Genomic DNA, 16,615 nt, shown 5'->3' with positions numbered 1-16,615 from the left:
GCTATACTTCCTCTTATCGAGGTATTCGAATAATCCCATAATTAAAATTAGCTTTCTGGCGGATCATTGTGAAACATATATTCATCGCCTCCCATGCTCGTTCGATTATAACGCATTTCCAAAAGAATTCCAATATATTGATCCAATTCTGTCAACTTCAAACACTTGCATATTCCTACACATAAGACTATTATGGATTGCTTGATCTCGTCAATGCCATATTCATTTGCAAGCTCCAGTGCGGATTCTAGATACACTTTGGCTTTTTTGTATTTATTCAGTTGGTAATAAATCTCACCTACAAGAACTAGAGCTTTACATAATCGATACCCTTCTGATTCTTCGCCCATTCTTTCGATCGATTTGAGTAGGGGTTCAAGAGTTTTCTTCGCGTTATCTAAATCGTTACGTTGCAAATAGATTTCACCTAGATTGGTATACGAAGTGATAATGAGAGTCTTGTTAGCAATCTTTCCTTCTAGTTTTTGGGCTAACTCATAATACTTTTGCCCTGTGCTTAAACTGCCTAAGCGTGTATGCACTTCTCCAAGTGACGACATAAGCTCAAACTTGCGGTCAGGATTATTCTCTAATCGTGCAAATTGGAGTCCCTCTAATGCTATAGGAATGGCTTCAGGATATCGTCTGATTCGAATGTATAGCTCCACTTTCAATTGATAGAGATTTAACCGACAATCTGAAAACATTTGATATGAGCGTTCCTGCCATAATTTCTCAACGATTGATAGGGCTTGTCCATATTCGCTCATCTTCTCCAGTATAGATGCCTTGATGATATGAAGTAGGTAGTATACATAGGAACGGTCTCCATCTTGGTCAAAAAACTTGATTCCTTGATTTGCATAGGAAATCGCTTTCTGCAATTGGTTTTGCTTGTTCATCGTTCGACTTAACTCATAATAGCTTGCGGCAAGGAGGTTTGTCTGGTTTAGTGATAGGAGGTAGCTTTCACCGATGTGTACGGCTAACTCAAATTGCTTAATCGCTTCTCGCTGATCTCCTTTTGAGTTATAGAATTTTCCTCTTAGATACGAACCGTAAAGCTGAACGATGAGAAGGACTTCACCTGTATGTTTATATATCTGCTCTAACTCCCTAAACCTTTCTACAGCAGTCTTGGGATCCTCTTGCATTTCAGCTTCTATCATCCCTAATTCTTCTATAATGAAGTTAGTATTGATCAATTGGGGCTCCTCATATATCTTTTCAAAATCAATTTCTAAGAATGTACATACACTCACGACTATCTCCTTATTGAAATCATCTGCTCCTAGCTCCAAACGACTAATGGTTGCTTGGCTAAGATTTACTTCTTCTGCACATTGTTCTTGAGTCCATTTCCGATTCTCTCTAGTTGTACGAATGAGATTTCCTAGTTTTTTAGAGACAAATACTTTCTCTCTTACTTTGCTACCTTTTTTCTTCTCTATCAACATATGACATAACCCCTCGCCCTAAAATAATTTTTACTCTAAAATGACCATCATATAGTCGATATTCAGAGTAGAGTGACGTGACCAGCCAAGAAATTTGAATAATGACATTTATTTTAGGGTGTATTCACAGATGATATGTCGTATACGAACATTTTAGATTGACTATTCACATTTCTCAAAATCATTATACCCTAGTACAATAAAGTTAGCAGTAGAGATTCAAAGATTTTTCATAGGGAGAGGGAGAAAATATGGTTCGCATACATGTGAAAGCCGACTCAGATGTTTCGCTCAAAAGTTCAGAAATGGCCTTACAAAAAGTGTTTCAAATGGAATCCCAACGAACAACTCTGCTTACAGATGGAGCAGAGGCAGTATATCTCGCAGTCCATCGAGATACCACCCACGCACTCGTACTTACGACGACAGATCAAAAGCAAATTGCTTTACCAAACATCAAATGGAGTCAGATTGAGATGTCAGATGGAAAGTTTATATTTTACGGAAAAGGTTTCGATCCGTTTTCCGAATAACTCCTATTTTTTCCTTCTCTCTAGGGATATTGAAACATCTATTGCACTCTACCTGCCCCTCAGGATAGAGACTTCACCGTTCATGTTGTAGGGTAAGGAATGAATCGATTTTTTTACAGTACGGATTGGTCGCAAACACGAAGGATGTAAGGTTGAAACTCATTCTTCGTGTTTTTATTGCAAGAACTACTCAGAAATGAACATGGGGGAATGGTAATGCATAAAGCTTGGTTAATCTTCTTAATCGCCTGCATCATGACCATATGCACGGTTCCAATTCAAACCAATGCAAAATCATGGGCGAATCCTAGTCTGGATAAGGAAGTATCTGTTGCTACTTGTAATCCCTCAAACAAGGATAGTAAAGGTAGCTACTATGAGATAACAGATTTACAAAAGATCCGTCATCTTCAAAATCTAACATCAAAGCAAAGGCTGGAATTTCACCGATCCTCAGCTTCTAAAGAATTTCGATTAGAAGAGACCGCACGTGTATTCCAATTGAACCAACAGACATGGGTATACTATCCTGTGAAATCAGGTTATGGTTATGGGTTCATGGGAATAGGCATCAAAACAAGTACAAATGAGGTATTCATAACAAAAGCATTGCTCGCAACCACTGATGACAAGTCTCATGAATTCAAAATGTACGATAACAATAAAGAGATAGCAAGATTCTCAATTGCGGGTGGATTAGCCAGTGGTTGGATCCTAAAAGATGGTACACAAAAGGATGTAGCTGATCTATATAAGGATTTGAAAGGGCAGGGTTTTTGGAACTGTTTCACGAACTGTATGGATGATCAAAAAACAGTACCCGACTGGGTAGTAGATGGTGTAGCGCTAGTTTGCGGAACCCTTTGTACAGTAGCGGGTCCCACACCTCCCTGCTGGGCTTGTGTATCGGTTCAAGTGGGACTGTTTCTAGGGGAAGCAACTAAGTGCCTTCGAAAATGTTGGTAGGGAGTTGATGAGATGTATGAAAAGCTAAATGCGAAATGGTTGTGGCGTTCCTATTTGGTTGTTTTTCTGTTTGTATTTCTACTTCATGCATACCTACACTACATCGAGAAAACAAACACGACTCCGCTTCAATTAGTATTAGCTTTTATGGGAATCGTCCTATTATTGAACGTTATATTAAAGAAAGTCCGCGAGAAATCAGCAAGTGCAATCTTCTATGGAGCTTTGGTTGTACTGACAACTCTTTGCGTATACATCTTATCCGAAACCTAAAACCTTAAAAAAAACACAAAAAAGGCGAATCCGCTTGTAGCGAGCTTCGCCTTTTTTGTGTCCTAGCAAATGGTTCCGAAAACCATATTAAGTTTACTCTCTGAATCATAGCTTACGCAATATGTCACAAAAAATGTCACATTCCGTTCACGAATTCGAAAGTGCATCCTTTAATTCGTCTGAGCTATTTTCCCACATCTCTTGATTATGCTCGATAAAGAGCGCTTTTAATGCTTCTTTCTCTACTTCACCTAACTCACTTACCTTAATCCGGCGCTTTAGGGCATCGTCCATTCGATTTACATGAAACGCGAGATTTTTCCAACCTTTGCGAGTCTCATGGTTAATCACCATCGGGCAAGCTGTGACTCCTGCATAATAGGTACCATGCTCGTTTTGATCAATTGCAACCCAGACCACATAGTAGGTCTTTCCCTCTGGAACTTCTGCTTGATCAGCAGTAAATTTGATGCCGCGCTCGATCTTGCTCTTGGCATGAATAAGACCTAGATCAATTTTTGCTACATCATGATCGATTAACACAGACGACATATTACTTAAATTTAGTGTTCCTGTATAATAATCGCCATGTGTCGTCGCTTTGCGATTACTTAATATGTTAAATTGGTTCTTTGGTTTTTGATCCACTACCCATCAACCTCGCTTTATCATCTAGGCACTATACTATCATTCCATTATAGAAAATAGTTATCGTTCAAACAATGATTTACTCTTATTCACAGATTGAGGTACAATCTTCTTCCATCTGGGCTGCTTCTTGTTTTAGTGGTAACGATAGATGAAACGTAGTCCCTTTTCCCATACGGCTCTCTACTCGCATACAGCCTCCATGGTCTTGAATGATTCGATGGCAGATTGCTAAACCCATCCCCGTTCCTTCGTCCTTCGTCGTAAAAAAAGGCTCGTATATTCTCGATATAAACTCCGGTTTGATTCCAGCACCTGTATCTTGAATCTCGATCGATAAGTGCTTATGTTCCACGTACCACTTGATATCCACTCGCCCTCTCTGGACTAATGCATCTAAGCCATTTTGGATTAAATTGATGAGAACCTGCTTTAACTTCTCCGGGTCCGCTTCGATATAGATCGGTGTTTTCGGTGTTTCCATAACAAGCTCATGTCCCATTAACATGACTTTTGGTTTAAGAAGAGAATAGATATCTGAAATTAGCTGGTCCACATGGAAGTTCTGAAATCGAGTAGGCCTTGACTCACTTAGGTTTAGAAATTGGGTTAGGAGATCATTGATTCGATCGATTTCGGGGAGGATAATCGATTCCCATTTTTTTACTTCTGTCGATTCAGCAGCGGAAATCTGCACAAAGCCACGGATGGAGGTAAGTGGATTTCGAATCTCATGGGCCAAGCCAGCGGCTAGTTGACCCACGGCTGACAGCTTCTCCATATGCCTCCGCTTCTCTTCCTCTTTATCCCGCATTCGTCTTTGTTCGATGGACAATCTCTTTTCTGCTAATCGAATTAGTTCACTCGCATTAGCTGATTCCGCTGGATAAGATGCAGTCCCTATACAGTATTCGATATTTACTCGCTCGGTACAAATTTGGCTCATAACCTTGTCGATGATCTCGACACATCGCCGCAGATAGTGATGATCCCCGGTCAATCCTATCGCAAATTGATCCCCATCATATCGGGCAATATGTACACTTGCGGGCAATTGGTCCTGAAACTGACTCGCAACCTCGATCAAGATCTGATCTCCAAACTCCACACCCTCTCGCAGGTTCACTTGTTTAAAGTCAGCTAGATCGATACTTACCACATGGTAACTTTGTAACGGTGACATCCGCTCTAAACTCCGAACTACCGCATCCTGAAACCCGCCCAGATTATAGAGTCCAGTTAGGTAATCCCGGCGGTAGATCTCTTCGATTTCATCATTCATCTCTTGAATCTCAAGCTGAGAAGCGCTGAGTTGGAAGGCTATTTCGTTGTTTTTCTTCCTTAGTTTCTGATTTTTATTATGTAGATAATAATAAATAAATACTGCTATAAAGCATCCCCAGAGAAGGGGCTCTAGTGAGATGGATTCATCCAATAGGCTATCTGTCATGGTTGCGCACTCCTTTATATCGAAGAGAATGTATGAGGTATACTGGATTAGAAACCATTTCACCACAAAAACAAAAAACCCTGCTCGACGGGTCAGTCAAATCAGGGAATTTAGAAATGGATCATATAAAGTGGAGCGTATGCGTATGGGCTAACCTAAGTAGTTCACTAGATGGTTATATCCCTTTACAGGACCTTGTTCTTTCTTCTGCTCTCCCTCAGTTTGAGGTTGCATCACTGCCTTGTCCCACATTTGATAGCCATCTTCCATTCCTGCTGGCATTTGCTCTCGTTTGATCATCGTTACCTTCTGTGGATCTTCTACATACCCATAACCTGCTGGTATAGCTTGTCCTTGCATCATAGCATGTTGTTGCTGTGGGTCGTTATATATTTGACCGAAGGGACGGGAGCTAAAAACTGGCTGTTCATTCAATAAAGTGTGAAGAACGGTTTCTTTCAGGATATTTTTGATTTCTTCACTACGGTAACCGCTTTCTAAATTCTTAATCCACTGATATACCGGACCATCTTCTGGCGTAAAGGTGACGTTACGTTGGGTTGGAACATAGTCGCTTCTCGACTGGATCTGCTCTTTCAGCATTCTACCATCACAGATTGATTGCAATGGGAAATAGTTGTTTCGTAGATACGATTGGATACAATACTTCACCAACATAGGAAACTGACCCTTCGGAAGGATTTCATACCAGTAACGCACGAGACGATCTTTTTTACCTAAATATACACCAACTGTAATTGATGACATAATTTTAACACTCCTTTAGATGACATAAAAAATTTTAAAATTACTTGAATTAATAATAATGGTAGCAGTATCCAGTTAGATAAGTCAACAGAATACTTTGTCGAATCGGCTCGTATATTTGCGAAAGTCAAAAAAAAATTCATTTACCGAGGTAATTTTCTTATCAGTTAACAAAGTTATCGCCAATTATATACCATAAATGGTAAAATAATATAATATTAGCTTATTAGATCGGAACCTCTTTCTTCTTGATAGAAACTTTCAACCCTTCCAATTATTACATATAGATCTGAGACTTATTTGTGAACTTCTGATCATATTTGAAAGAATATTGTTTCTCTAAATCGAGTGTGCGAAAATGATCCTATTCATAGATCGTTTGAATGACTAAGGGAGCTGAATCGATGAGTACCAAGATTTTAGTAGTAGAAGACGAAAAACCGATTGCAGATATTTTAAAATTTAACCTCGAAAAGGAAGGCTTTGAAGTAGAGTGTGTACATGATGGATTAGAAGCCATTTCGAAAGCGATCCAAACCCCTCCTCACCTCATGCTTTTAGACCTCATGCTACCGGGAGCCGATGGGATTGAAGTATGTAGACAAGTTCGTCAGCATTATCAATTTCCAATCATCATGCTAACGGCGAAGGACTCCGAGATAGATAAAGTCCTCGGACTGGAGATCGGTGCGGATGATTATGTGACGAAGCCTTTTAGCAACCGAGAGCTTTTAGCTAGAATTAAGGCAAATTTACGCCGCAATGTTTCTTCTTCCACAGGATCCCCTAAAGCCGTCGACCCTAAAGCGCTTCACGGGATCCAAATCGGAGAGATTCTCATCGATGCAAATAGTTTCGTAGTAAAGAAGTCAAATCAAACAATTGACCTGACTCATCGTGAGTTTGAGCTATTGTTATTTCTTTCTAAGCATGTGAATCAGGTTCTCACTCGCGAACACCTCCTCCAGTCTGTCTGGGGATACGATTATTTCGGAGATGTACGGACGGTAGATGTTACGATCCGCAGGCTTCGTGAAAAAATCGAGGATGATCCGGGTGCACCGAAATACATCATCACAAGACGAGGCATCGGCTATACATTGCGAGATCAGGACATAAGCGGTAGATGAGAATGAGAAACTGGATCGAATCAGTGAGGCAAGGAAAATATGCAGAACGATGGTTCACCTATGCGACAGGGCTACAATGGAAACTACTCGTTATACTCGCGCTCATCATTCTGATTGCACTGCAAGTTATCTTTGTCAATTTTAGCGATGGCTTAGAAAAACAATTACTAGCCAATGTAACAAGTGACTTATACAGGCAAAAGAACGTCATTTCGAAAGTAATTGAGGAAACGATCCATAATCGAAAGAAAGACGAAAAATCAGGGGAGCTAAAAGAAAAGATAAACAATGATTTAGCACGGGTCGTGTTTCTACAAACGAAAAACAATCAATTAATTAATGTGCAAATCCTAGACAATAACGGATTCATTGTAGCCGCCACAGGAGATGGAAAATCCAAAATTGGCTTAAAAAACCCGTATGTCCATTCACTCCTATTTAATCAGGAGGAAATCAGGAGAAGTCCTTCGTCTAAAAGTCAAGATGTCTTGATGAAAGTGTACCCTCTTGATATTACAAACCCAGACTTTGAGTTTGATCGGATTTACATGGAATACCCCCTTGATACGACATACCAATTGATCCGCTCCATCATTAAGATCCTAATCATTCAAACCTTTTACGCCATGATTATCGTAAGCATTTTAATTGTGATTATGACCCGGACGATTACGGTTCCTGTCAAGGAGATCAAGGAGCAGGCAACGGCTATGGCCGAAGGTGACTTTAACAGACGGGTTGATGTGAGAAGCACCGACGAAATCGGGAAACTGGCCAAAGCATTTAATCATTTGGCATCTCATCTACGGACTGCACTCACTCAGAAAGAGGAAGAAAAAGAGAAGCTGGAAACGGTCCTCTCCGACATGAGCGATGGCGTCATTGCGACCAATCGTTCTGGCGCGATTATCGTCAAGAATGAGCGTTCCGAACAAATCTTAAACCAAGAAATTAAGCTGGGAGAAATGTTAAATAGTGTACTCCCCTTATCAGAGCCAGTTCAGTTTCCGATCACACAAGAATTACATAATCTGATCCGAGTTCAACATGATGATCAAGACGATCCCCTCTATATCAAGCTGACGTTTACACCACTAAAACAGAAGCGAAACAAGGCAACGGGAACGATTGTCGTTTTAAAAGATGTGACAGAAGAAGAGCGATTGGACAGGCAACGAAAAGAATTCGTGGCCAATGTTTCCCATGAACTGCGAACTCCGCTCACTACGATTAAAAGTTACTTAGAAGCACTGGAAGATGGGGCGCTTGAACAACCTGAGCTCGCTGTTCGCTTTCTACAGGTATCAAGGACAGAGGCAGATCGCATGACTCGCTTAATTAATGATTTGCTACAATTATCGCGATTAGATGCCAAACAATCTCGCTTTGATAAGAAAATTATGTACTTAGAGGATGTTTTGGAAGATGTAGCAGATCGTTTCATTTTTCAATGTAAACAAAAAGCGATTAAGTTAACCTTGCGCCATGCCGAAGACGAGTTACCCCGAATCTATGCTGATCGGGATAAGCTCGATCAGGTATTGGACAACCTCCTATCCAACGCGGTGAAATTTACACCCCAAGGGGGGGCCGTCACGATTTCGAGCCGTTTACGTTCAGATGGCTTAATCGAAGTAGCGATAACCGATACAGGCATGGGTATCCCGAAGAAAGACCTCGAGCGAATTTTTGAACGCTTTTATCGAGTTGATAAAGCACGCGCACGTGAGCAAGGCGGTACGGGTCTTGGCCTTGCAATCGTTCAAGAGATTATTAAGGCGCATGAAGGAATTGTTTGGATTGAGAGTAAAGAGCAAAAAGGGACTACGGTATTCGTTGCTCTGCCCCCATTTGAAAGGAGGGTGAATTCATGAAAAAGCCATATTGGAAGAAATACAAGGAGCCGATCAAAACCACCCTCCTGATTTCACTTGTTATCTTAAGCATCTGGCAAACTGCCTTTTACTGGTTATCCAGTGCCTTTTCGACCGAGACCACCGAAAACCAATACCAAATGATTCCTAAGTTTATTGATGGAATTGATGGAAAGGAATTTAACGAAAAAGAGACGTATCAATTATCTGCCCCACCGATTACCTATCTACACGATCAGTCTGTGATTCGTTTTCTACCTGCAACATTGTCCACAAGTGAAACGGAGCGGAATGATTATCAAAAATTGATTCAACAAATTTCACAAGCCTCCTTGGGAACTGCCCAATCCGTCGAGCTCAATACAGATGACTGGAAGAAGATATTCATGCAACCCGGAGTAGAGTTTCAATATCATAACGCAGTTCCGCTAGAGCAAGTAAGTTCTTTTTTTAACTGGAAATCTCCACCCCCTAGCTTATCAGTAAGAGAAGTGGAAAGGGTTTGGATGACACTACCGAACGAACAAGAGACCGCTGTACTGTATCTGATTTCCTCACGCTCTCAAGACCCTCAGGTCTATCAAGTAAGCACGACCTTATCTAAAAATGAATTTTTCAAACTGATTCAAGGTGCCAAGCTACATGCCTTGTATCAAGCAACATCTAATTTTGATCCCAGTTCTTCAGGCCCTGTTCTACCAAAGGGGAATCTATACTATTTACCAGATCAACCGGTCAAAGTAGATAAAGCCACATATCCGATTACCTCTATCGACATCGGGGATGTAAAAAAGGTACTCTTTGAAGATCCTAATCTGCAACCCTTAAAACCGCGAGAGGGCTGGGAAATCTACGCGCACGGCACTCGACAAACGCTTATCTATGACAAGTTGAAAAATGAGATTCAATATAATAAACAATTGCCTGAATCAGGAGACAGCAGCCCTCCGAAAATAGAACCAAAGGTATTAGTTGGAAAGATGAATGATTTTTTAAAAAGGCACTTTGGATGGACTGGTGATTTTCATCTCGAACACCTTTCTTCTGAGAACAACGAAATGAAATTTAGGCAATTTGATAGCGGAATCCCCATCTATTGGAAAGGACAACCAGACCCTTTTCAACCAGAAGTATCGCCCGTGTTTATCCGTACTGAGCCATACATTTCCAACAGCAATATGGAAGATGCTCGATTATATCACCGCTCACTCGATGTCTGGAAGCCCACGGATCGAAAAGCACAGTCCGTTACTCTACCAGACAAGGACAAGTTAAAAGACGCATTTCAAAAATACAAAGTCGATCTTAGTTCTATCAAACAGGTTCAGTTGGTATATCTAGCAGATCGGGGAAATGCGAGTAATAAAAACACGGTCACGCTAACTCCTTACTGGAAAGTGGTCGTAATGGAAGGCTCCAATTTTCCGATGAAAGAAAATACGTTCTATGTAGGGGAGGATGGCCAATGGATTGGCGAAAAGCAAAAACAATTCTAATCATTGCCTTCCTCATTTTAGATTTGTATATCGGTTCCCTTCTCTATGCTAACTACCGGGAAAATGATTTACGAGTGGCGAAAAGCACTTTATCCGATCGACAGATTGAAGAGCTCGCCCAATATAATGATGTAAAGCTTGCCTACAAAAAAATAGAAGTGCCCAAAGAGATGGCCGTCTATAGCGGTGTTACCACAAAACTAGACCCCTTGTCTTGGAAGACGATAGGAGATGGAATCTATCAAAAAGAATTACCTACCCCGACCAAAGTAGCAGAGACCCCGAGTGAAGTGAAAGCATTTCTTCAAAAAGAAAAGTTGCCTTACTTGGCTGACTATCACTTTGCCAAGATGGAAGTTACTAGTAGTGAAATCACAGTCTACCAGGTACGAGACCATTTCCCGATTTTTAATGGAACGATTAAGCTTAAGTTTAATACCAAAAAAGAAGTAAAGTCGATTTCGTATACCCACTATGAACTAAAGGAACCATTACCACAGACACATCGGCCGAATCAGCTAAATAATGCGTTAGCCAGTTTATTGCCTCAAATTAATAAAACAACGATTCAATCTGCAGAGCTTGGGTATCAGCGAAACAAGTATAACAAGGACACTGATTCGATCATGATCCCGATCTGGCGATTTAAGGTCGGAGGGAAATTTTACTACATTGGTACCACTAGTTCTGATAGTATTAGTAGCGTACAGCCTGCTACCAGTAATTGAAAACACTCTAAGTAAAAGGGTTAGGTAATCACATGAAATTTAGCGTTCTAGCGAGTGGGAGTTCTGGTAACTCTCTATATGTGGAGTCAGGGGATTTACGAATCCTCATAGATGCTGGTTTAAGTGGGAAACAACTCGAGCAGAGGCTACAGCAGGTAGGCGCAGATCCGTCTACCCTATCGGCTATTTTAGTCACGCATGAGCATATTGACCATGTGAAAGGGTTAGGTGTCATGGCCAGACGATACCAACTCCCCATCTACATGAATGAAAAGACTTGGGACGCACTTCCTTCGTCTGTGGGAGAGATTCCCGCTACATTGCAAAATGTCCTAGAAGCGGGAGCCACTCTCGACATCGACTCATTACATATCCAAACCATCCCCATCTCACATGATGCAGCAGATCCGATGGGTTATCGGCTAAACGAGGACCGTGAATCACTGGCCATCGTTACTGACCTAGGCTACGTAAACCAGCGGATTCTCGATCAAGTTTCAGGAGTGGATACCCTCATCTGGGAAAGCAACCACGACGTATCTATGCTTCGGATGGGTTCTTATCCATGGAACATCAAACGCCGCATCCTCAGCGATCTCGGCCACTTATCCAACGAAGACTCTGGCGAAGCTCTGCTTGAAATCCTAAAAGGAGTCGGCGAACAAGTCTACCTCGCCCACCTCAGCCAAGATAACAACGTAGTCGAATTAGCCCATCTAACTATCAAGCAAATCCTAGAAAACGGCGGCGCCAAAACAGGACGAGACCTCCAACTCCACGAAACCCACCCCGACCGTCCAACACCCCTGCGAGAGGTTCGGTGCTTGGCGAAGCGTTAGAGGGTACGAATAGAGGCGAATGAAACACAGCAAGAAATAACCACAAATTCTAAACGTTTCTTCGCAAAATAGAGGTTAAGATAAAATAAGTAGCCAATTAACAGAAGCATGAATCCTAGCAGTCAGATAACATACGTTATTGTATAATATGAGGATCGATCACAAACACTGAGTTTGTTCACTTTGAAGTAGAAAGGATGAGAACCCACTATGAATAACAACCAAGATCCATTTGGCTCTCAATTCTCAGAGGAAAATAAAGCAAATTCAAATCATGAAAACAATGAAACGAATACATCACATGAAAACCAGCAACCACAACGGGAACCAGAAGTCTTTTACCAGACCCGGCCTAATGAACCAGTAACACCTCAGCCCTTTATCGCATCTCGTCCAGAGTATATGTCGATGGACTATAACGAGCCACCTAAGCAAAAGAAGCAGACTCCTACTTGGGTTACCGCTATCGCATCGGCTGTCGTAGGGGGACTCATCGTACTTGCGTGCACGCCCCTTCTGTATCGTGCAGGCATTATTCCTTCCGGAAACGGAACGCTCGATAGTAGTTATTCAGGACCCAGCAAATCCACGTCTGTACAAGTAAATTCAAACATTACCGAAGCCGTAGCAAAGGTGCAAAATGCTGTCGTGGGGATCGATAATATAGCAAAATCAGATGATTTCTTCAGCTCTGGAGGGGAGGATCGGAAACAGGGAACTGGATCCGGAATCATCTTTGAGAAAAACAAGGATACCAATAAAGCACTCGTCGCGACGAATTACCATGTCATCGCCGATAATCAAAGTGTTCAGGTGAACCTACCCGCTGAAAAAGGGAAATCAAAACCCGTAACAGCGAAAGTACTCGGCACTGATCCGATTACCGACTTAGCCGTTCTCGAAATTGATGCTACCAATGTTACCACAGTAGCTGATTTCGGAAACTCAGATGCCGTCAAAGCCGGGGAACCTGCGATTGCCATTGGGAATCCGCTCGGGCCTCAGTTCTCCCAGTCCGTTACAGTCGGAGTGATTAGCTCTGCAAAACGAACCATTGACCTTGGGAAAGGCATATCTACCGATGTCATTCAGACAGACGCTGCGATTAACCCTGGTAACAGCGGAGGAGCTTTATTAAATGCCGCTGGGCAAGTAATCGGCATCAACAGTCTAAAGATCGCCGAACAAGGGGTAGAAGGACTTGGTTTTGCGATTCCTTCTAATGAAGCTCGTCCGCTTCTAAATGCACTGATTAAGCACGGAAAAGTTCCACGCCCTTACTTAGGTGTAGAGTTAATTGATCTAGACAAAATATCACCTGCTATCTGGAAAGAGTTACGCATTCCAAATGATATAGACGGTGGAGCGATTATCAAAAGCGTTTCCAACGGAACACCAGCAAGCAAAGCTGGCCTACAATCTCGTGACCTAATCACCGCCTTAGATGATCAAACCGTCACCAATAGTTCTGAGCTTCGTAGCTACCTCTACAAAAAGAAACAAATTGGCGAGCAAGTAAAAGTTACTTATTACCGAAATGGCCAAAAGCAAACTGCCACATTAACACTTGAACGAAGCCCGCAATAGGGAATAAAAAAGCTCCACTACCTAGTGGGGCTTTTTCCTACATTTTGACATGCTATGTGTATATCTTGTGGATAATGTGGATAAACCCCATGATACCACTACTACATATTGATTTTTTTACTGTTTAAACCCCTTATTTCCAAAAAAAAGAAAAAGGGATGATTATATCAAAAGCCAATTGATTTTTGATATAATCATCAGCTTTCCCTAACAAGATATAATCAAATATACGTGAGTTTTTGAACAACAACAATTCTTAGGATCCCTACACCATCTACTGATCCACTACTTGTTAGAGTAGCTCCATTTCCTGCATTAATTATAGCTACAACATCACCAACAACTAAATCGAAAAGTGCCATTCCAGTTGCTATCCCTCTAACCGTATCGCTTCCACTTACAACCGATTTACCGTTAGGGGTTACGGTACTACCATTAACTCTGATACTCACCATCCCCTGAGTAGAACTAGCATTGAATAGAATAGTATATTGAATTAAATAAGTACCTGTTTGTGAAACTCTAAAAGATCCCTCGGGCAGTAAGGTATAGTCTGGTGTATTACTTGCACCGCTTGAAACAAAGGGGAATGTAGCTCCTGGAGACAATGTAATAGTCCCTCCCCCTTGAACAAAGAATTGTGCAAAAGAAGGTGGGCCTGGATTGCCCGTCGGTCCAGTTACTCCTGCGGTTCCCGTGGCTCCTGTTGCTCCCGTTGGACCGTTTACTCCTGCGGTTCCCGTAGCTCCTGTTGCTCCCGTTGGACCGTTTGCTCCTGCGGTTCCCGTGGCTCCTGTTGCTCCCGTTGGACCGTTTGCTCCTGCGGTTCCCGTGGCTCCTGTTGCTCCCGTTGGACCGTTTGCCCCTGTCGGAACGTCTAGTCTCACATCAGCAGAACCAGGTGTTACCGTGATTTCTAACGTATCCGATATGAAGTTTAGCGTATCCCCAAAGTTCAGAGGAGCACTTCCAGACGCGCCTGAGTTTCCTTGAACTAGGATAGGAAATCGCCTGTAACAAATGATCCTGTAGGCCCTTGAGGTCCAGTAGACCCTGTAGGTCCTGTTGCTCCTTGAGGCCCTGTTGCTCCTTGAGGTCCGGTATCCCCTTGAGGTCCCGTTGCTCCTTGAGGCCCCGTATTCCCTTGGGGTCCTGTATTCCCTTGAGGTCCCGTTGCTCCTTGAGGTCCCGTATTCCCTTGAGGCCCCGTGTCTCCTCGAGGTCCGGTATCCCCTTGGGGTCCTGTATTCCCTTGAGGTCCCGTTGCTCCTTGAGGTCCCGTATTCCCTTGAGGCCCCGTGTCTCCTCGAGGTCCGGTATCCCCTTGGGGTCCTGTATTCCCTTGAGGTCCCGTTGCTCCTTGAGGTCCCGTATTCCCTTGAGGCCCCGTGTCTCCTCGAGGTCCGGTATCCCCTTGAGGCCCCGTGTCTCCTTGAGATCCGGTATCCCCTTGAGGCCCTGTGGTACCCACTGGTCCTTGGGGTCCCGTGGGTACCCTAGTAACGTCTGTGTTTAACACATTTTCTAACTTATTTAGGATCCATTCTTTTTTTCCGATCAAGACGATTAACCTTAGGCTTCATCTCATCGTTTACATTTAGTAATCATTGTATGAGCAGAGGCAATCATGATAGAAAAGAAAAAGTCACAAAAAATAGATATATCCATATATTATATTAAGCACCTTTCTTCCCGATTATATTGATGGTGTCACGAACATTTTTATTGATCGTAAGTAAGTCGATAATCTAGGGTAAAAAGGTACGTTATTAGGATTGTTCCCAAAAAGGCATCCCTGAGAGGATACCTAGTGGGACAATCCTATTTTACATCCCTTATTTATAAATTCGATTATTGATGCTGTTATCTGAACCTGAGCAAGCCAAAATCGTTGAATCTACCCTCCTAAACAATGGGTATTACTACTCGAAAAGGTGTAAAATGGAGTAGAGATAACCACAATACATAGTGTCGAATCATATTTAAAAGGAGAGAACTCCATGCAAGATTCTCATATTTGGTATGCTTGTGATGAACATCTTGATTATGTCATGGATGATATGATAGAAGAATTTCACACTGCACCTACACTAGAACCACTACAATCATCTGAGAAGCATTCGTGTAGATGGTGTAAGGGGACTGCCGGGTTTCAACTAGAACTCGAATACGGCATCGCCGAACAAACAGAGTAGAATCGAGGATAACCCTTGCGAATTCAACTAATTACCATTGGAAAACTAAAAGAAAAATTCCTGAAACAAGCCTGCGACGAGTATCAAAAACGTCTGCAGGCTTATACCAAGATTGAGATCATCGAGTTAGCAGAAGAAAAATGTGCTGATCAGCCTTCTGATGCAGAGATTGAGCAAGTCCTTCGAAAAGAAGGCGAACGAATTTTAAAAACACTCCATCCCGACTCATTCACGATCGTTCTCGCTGTAAATGGAGAAATGGTAACCTCCCCCGGACTAGCTAACAAACTAGACCATCTCACCACTTACGGACATAGTCACTTTAGCTTCATTATCGGCGGCTCCCACGGCTTATCGAAAGAGGTATACGCTCGCTCTAACTGGGACCTATCCTTCTCTAAAATGACCTTTCCTCATCAGCTTATGCGGGTGTTCTTGTTAGAGCAGATTTATCGAGCTTGTAAGATTAATCGGGGGGAGACATATCATAAGTAAGCGAAAAAAACATCAGTACATAAAATATATCCACCTTTATAACGAAGGTGGATACCCGTTTCTTATTATTAAGAAGAAGTGTACAAAGAGATATTACTTTGTCGAAAACCTTTTCTTTAGTTCGTCCAGATTCAGAATAGCATAGAGTCCCGTACTAAGAAGAACAGCTACTACAA

General features: G+C 42.1%; 17 protein-coding genes. 11 read left to right on the top strand and 6 right to left on the bottom strand.

What is annotated here, in order from left to right:
- Nucleotides 1-47: 47 nt before the first annotated feature.
- Nucleotides 48-1,457: a helix-turn-helix domain-containing protein gene (locus tag BLU58_RS04460; protein WP_093291026.1), complete on the bottom strand. Its 1,410-nt coding sequence runs from the start codon at nt 1,455-1,457 to the stop codon at nt 48-50.
- Nucleotides 1,458-1,708: 251 nt separating this feature from the next.
- Between BLU58_RS04460 and BLU58_RS04455 the strand changes: the two genes are divergently transcribed.
- From BLU58_RS04455 to BLU58_RS04445, 3 genes are all read left to right on the top strand, one after another.
- Nucleotides 1,709-1,990, top strand: a complete 282-nt coding sequence (locus tag BLU58_RS04455) for a hypothetical protein (RefSeq protein WP_093291025.1) — start codon at nt 1,709-1,711, stop codon at nt 1,988-1,990.
- Nucleotides 1,991-2,206: 216 nt separating this feature from the next.
- A complete protein-coding gene (locus BLU58_RS04450; protein ID WP_093291024.1) occupies nt 2,207-2,956 on the top strand; it encodes a hypothetical protein in 750 nt (249 codons plus the stop codon).
- A 12-nt stretch (nt 2,957-2,968) separates the two neighbouring features.
- Nucleotides 2,969-3,229, top strand: a complete 261-nt coding sequence (locus tag BLU58_RS04445; protein WP_093291023.1) for a hypothetical protein — start codon at nt 2,969-2,971, stop codon at nt 3,227-3,229.
- A 147-nt stretch (nt 3,230-3,376) separates the two neighbouring features.
- On the opposite strand, the gene BLU58_RS04440 is transcribed toward BLU58_RS04445, so the two are convergent.
- From BLU58_RS04440 to BLU58_RS04430, 3 genes are all read right to left on the bottom strand, one after another.
- Nucleotides 3,377-3,877 carry a YwhD family protein gene (locus BLU58_RS04440; RefSeq protein ID WP_093291022.1) on the bottom strand — a complete coding sequence of 167 codons (501 nt, stop codon included), beginning with the start codon at nt 3,875-3,877 and terminating at the stop codon, nt 3,377-3,379.
- 85 nt (nt 3,878-3,962) lie between these two features.
- Nucleotides 3,963-5,327, bottom strand: coding sequence for an ATP-binding protein (locus BLU58_RS04435; protein WP_093291021.1), 1,365 nt, complete (start codon nt 5,325-5,327; stop codon nt 3,963-3,965).
- 150 nt (nt 5,328-5,477) lie between these two features.
- Nucleotides 5,478-6,095 carry a hypothetical protein gene (locus tag BLU58_RS04430; RefSeq protein ID WP_093291020.1) on the bottom strand — a complete coding sequence of 206 codons (618 nt, stop codon included), beginning with the start codon at nt 6,093-6,095 and terminating at the stop codon, nt 5,478-5,480.
- A 404-nt stretch (nt 6,096-6,499) separates the two neighbouring features.
- On the opposite strand from BLU58_RS04430, the gene yycF reads away from it, so the two are divergent.
- The 6 genes from yycF to BLU58_RS04400 all read left to right on the top strand — a co-directional run bounded on the left by yycF (nt 6,500) and on the right by BLU58_RS04400 (nt 13,749).
- A complete protein-coding gene (gene yycF / locus BLU58_RS04425; RefSeq protein WP_093291019.1) occupies nt 6,500-7,225 on the top strand; it encodes a response regulator YycF in 726 nt (241 codons plus the stop codon).
- A gap of 2 nt (nt 7,226-7,227) precedes the next feature.
- The gene (locus tag BLU58_RS04420) at nt 7,228-9,099 is read left to right on the top strand and encodes an ATP-binding protein (protein WP_176786492.1); all 1,872 of its coding nucleotides are present in this window, start codon (nt 7,228-7,230) and stop codon (nt 9,097-9,099) included.
- Nucleotides 9,096-10,595, top strand: a complete 1,500-nt coding sequence (yycH, locus tag BLU58_RS04415; RefSeq protein WP_093291017.1) for a two-component system activity regulator YycH — start codon at nt 9,096-9,098, stop codon at nt 10,593-10,595. The genes BLU58_RS04420 and yycH overlap by 4 nt, the downstream gene beginning before the upstream one ends.
- Nucleotides 10,565-11,323, top strand: a complete 759-nt coding sequence (gene yycI, locus BLU58_RS04410) for a two-component system regulatory protein YycI (RefSeq protein ID WP_093291016.1) — start codon at nt 10,565-10,567, stop codon at nt 11,321-11,323. The genes yycH and yycI overlap by 31 nt, the downstream gene beginning before the upstream one ends.
- 32 nt (nt 11,324-11,355) lie before the next feature.
- Nucleotides 11,356-12,162: an MBL fold metallo-hydrolase gene (locus BLU58_RS04405; protein WP_093291015.1), complete on the top strand. Its 807-nt coding sequence runs from the start codon at nt 11,356-11,358 to the stop codon at nt 12,160-12,162.
- A gap of 210 nt (nt 12,163-12,372) precedes the next feature.
- A complete protein-coding gene (locus BLU58_RS04400; RefSeq protein ID WP_255404588.1) occupies nt 12,373-13,749 on the top strand; it encodes a S1C family serine protease in 1,377 nt (458 codons plus the stop codon).
- Nucleotides 13,750-13,970: 221 nt separating this feature from the next.
- On the opposite strand, the gene BLU58_RS17135 is transcribed toward BLU58_RS04400, so the two are convergent.
- Together BLU58_RS17135 and BLU58_RS04390 are read right to left on the bottom strand one after the other, a co-directional pair.
- The gene (locus BLU58_RS17135; RefSeq protein ID WP_218122181.1) at nt 13,971-14,636 is read right to left on the bottom strand and encodes a hypothetical protein; all 666 of its coding nucleotides are present in this window, start codon (nt 14,634-14,636) and stop codon (nt 13,971-13,973) included.
- Between the two features lie 107 nt (nt 14,637-14,743).
- Nucleotides 14,744-15,310, bottom strand: a complete 567-nt coding sequence (locus BLU58_RS04390; RefSeq protein ID WP_218122180.1) for a collagen-like domain-containing protein — start codon at nt 15,308-15,310, stop codon at nt 14,744-14,746.
- A 439-nt stretch (nt 15,311-15,749) separates the two neighbouring features.
- On the opposite strand from BLU58_RS04390, the gene BLU58_RS04385 reads away from it, so the two are divergent.
- Complete coding sequence (locus BLU58_RS04385) at nt 15,750-15,944, top strand: CxxH/CxxC protein (protein ID WP_093291012.1); 195 nt, start codon at nt 15,750-15,752, stop codon at nt 15,942-15,944.
- Nucleotides 15,945-15,959: 15 nt separating this feature from the next.
- Nucleotides 15,960-16,439, top strand: a complete 480-nt coding sequence (rlmH, locus tag BLU58_RS04380) for a 23S rRNA (pseudouridine(1915)-N(3))-methyltransferase RlmH (RefSeq protein WP_093291011.1) — start codon at nt 15,960-15,962, stop codon at nt 16,437-16,439.
- The last annotated feature ends 176 nt before the right edge of the window (nt 16,440-16,615 follow it).

This window comes from Thermoactinomyces sp. DSM 45892 (assembly GCF_900107305.1).
Lineage (GTDB): Bacteria > Bacillota > Bacilli > Thermoactinomycetales > Thermoactinomycetaceae > Baia.
This window is presented reverse-complemented; position numbering and strand designations above follow the sequence as displayed.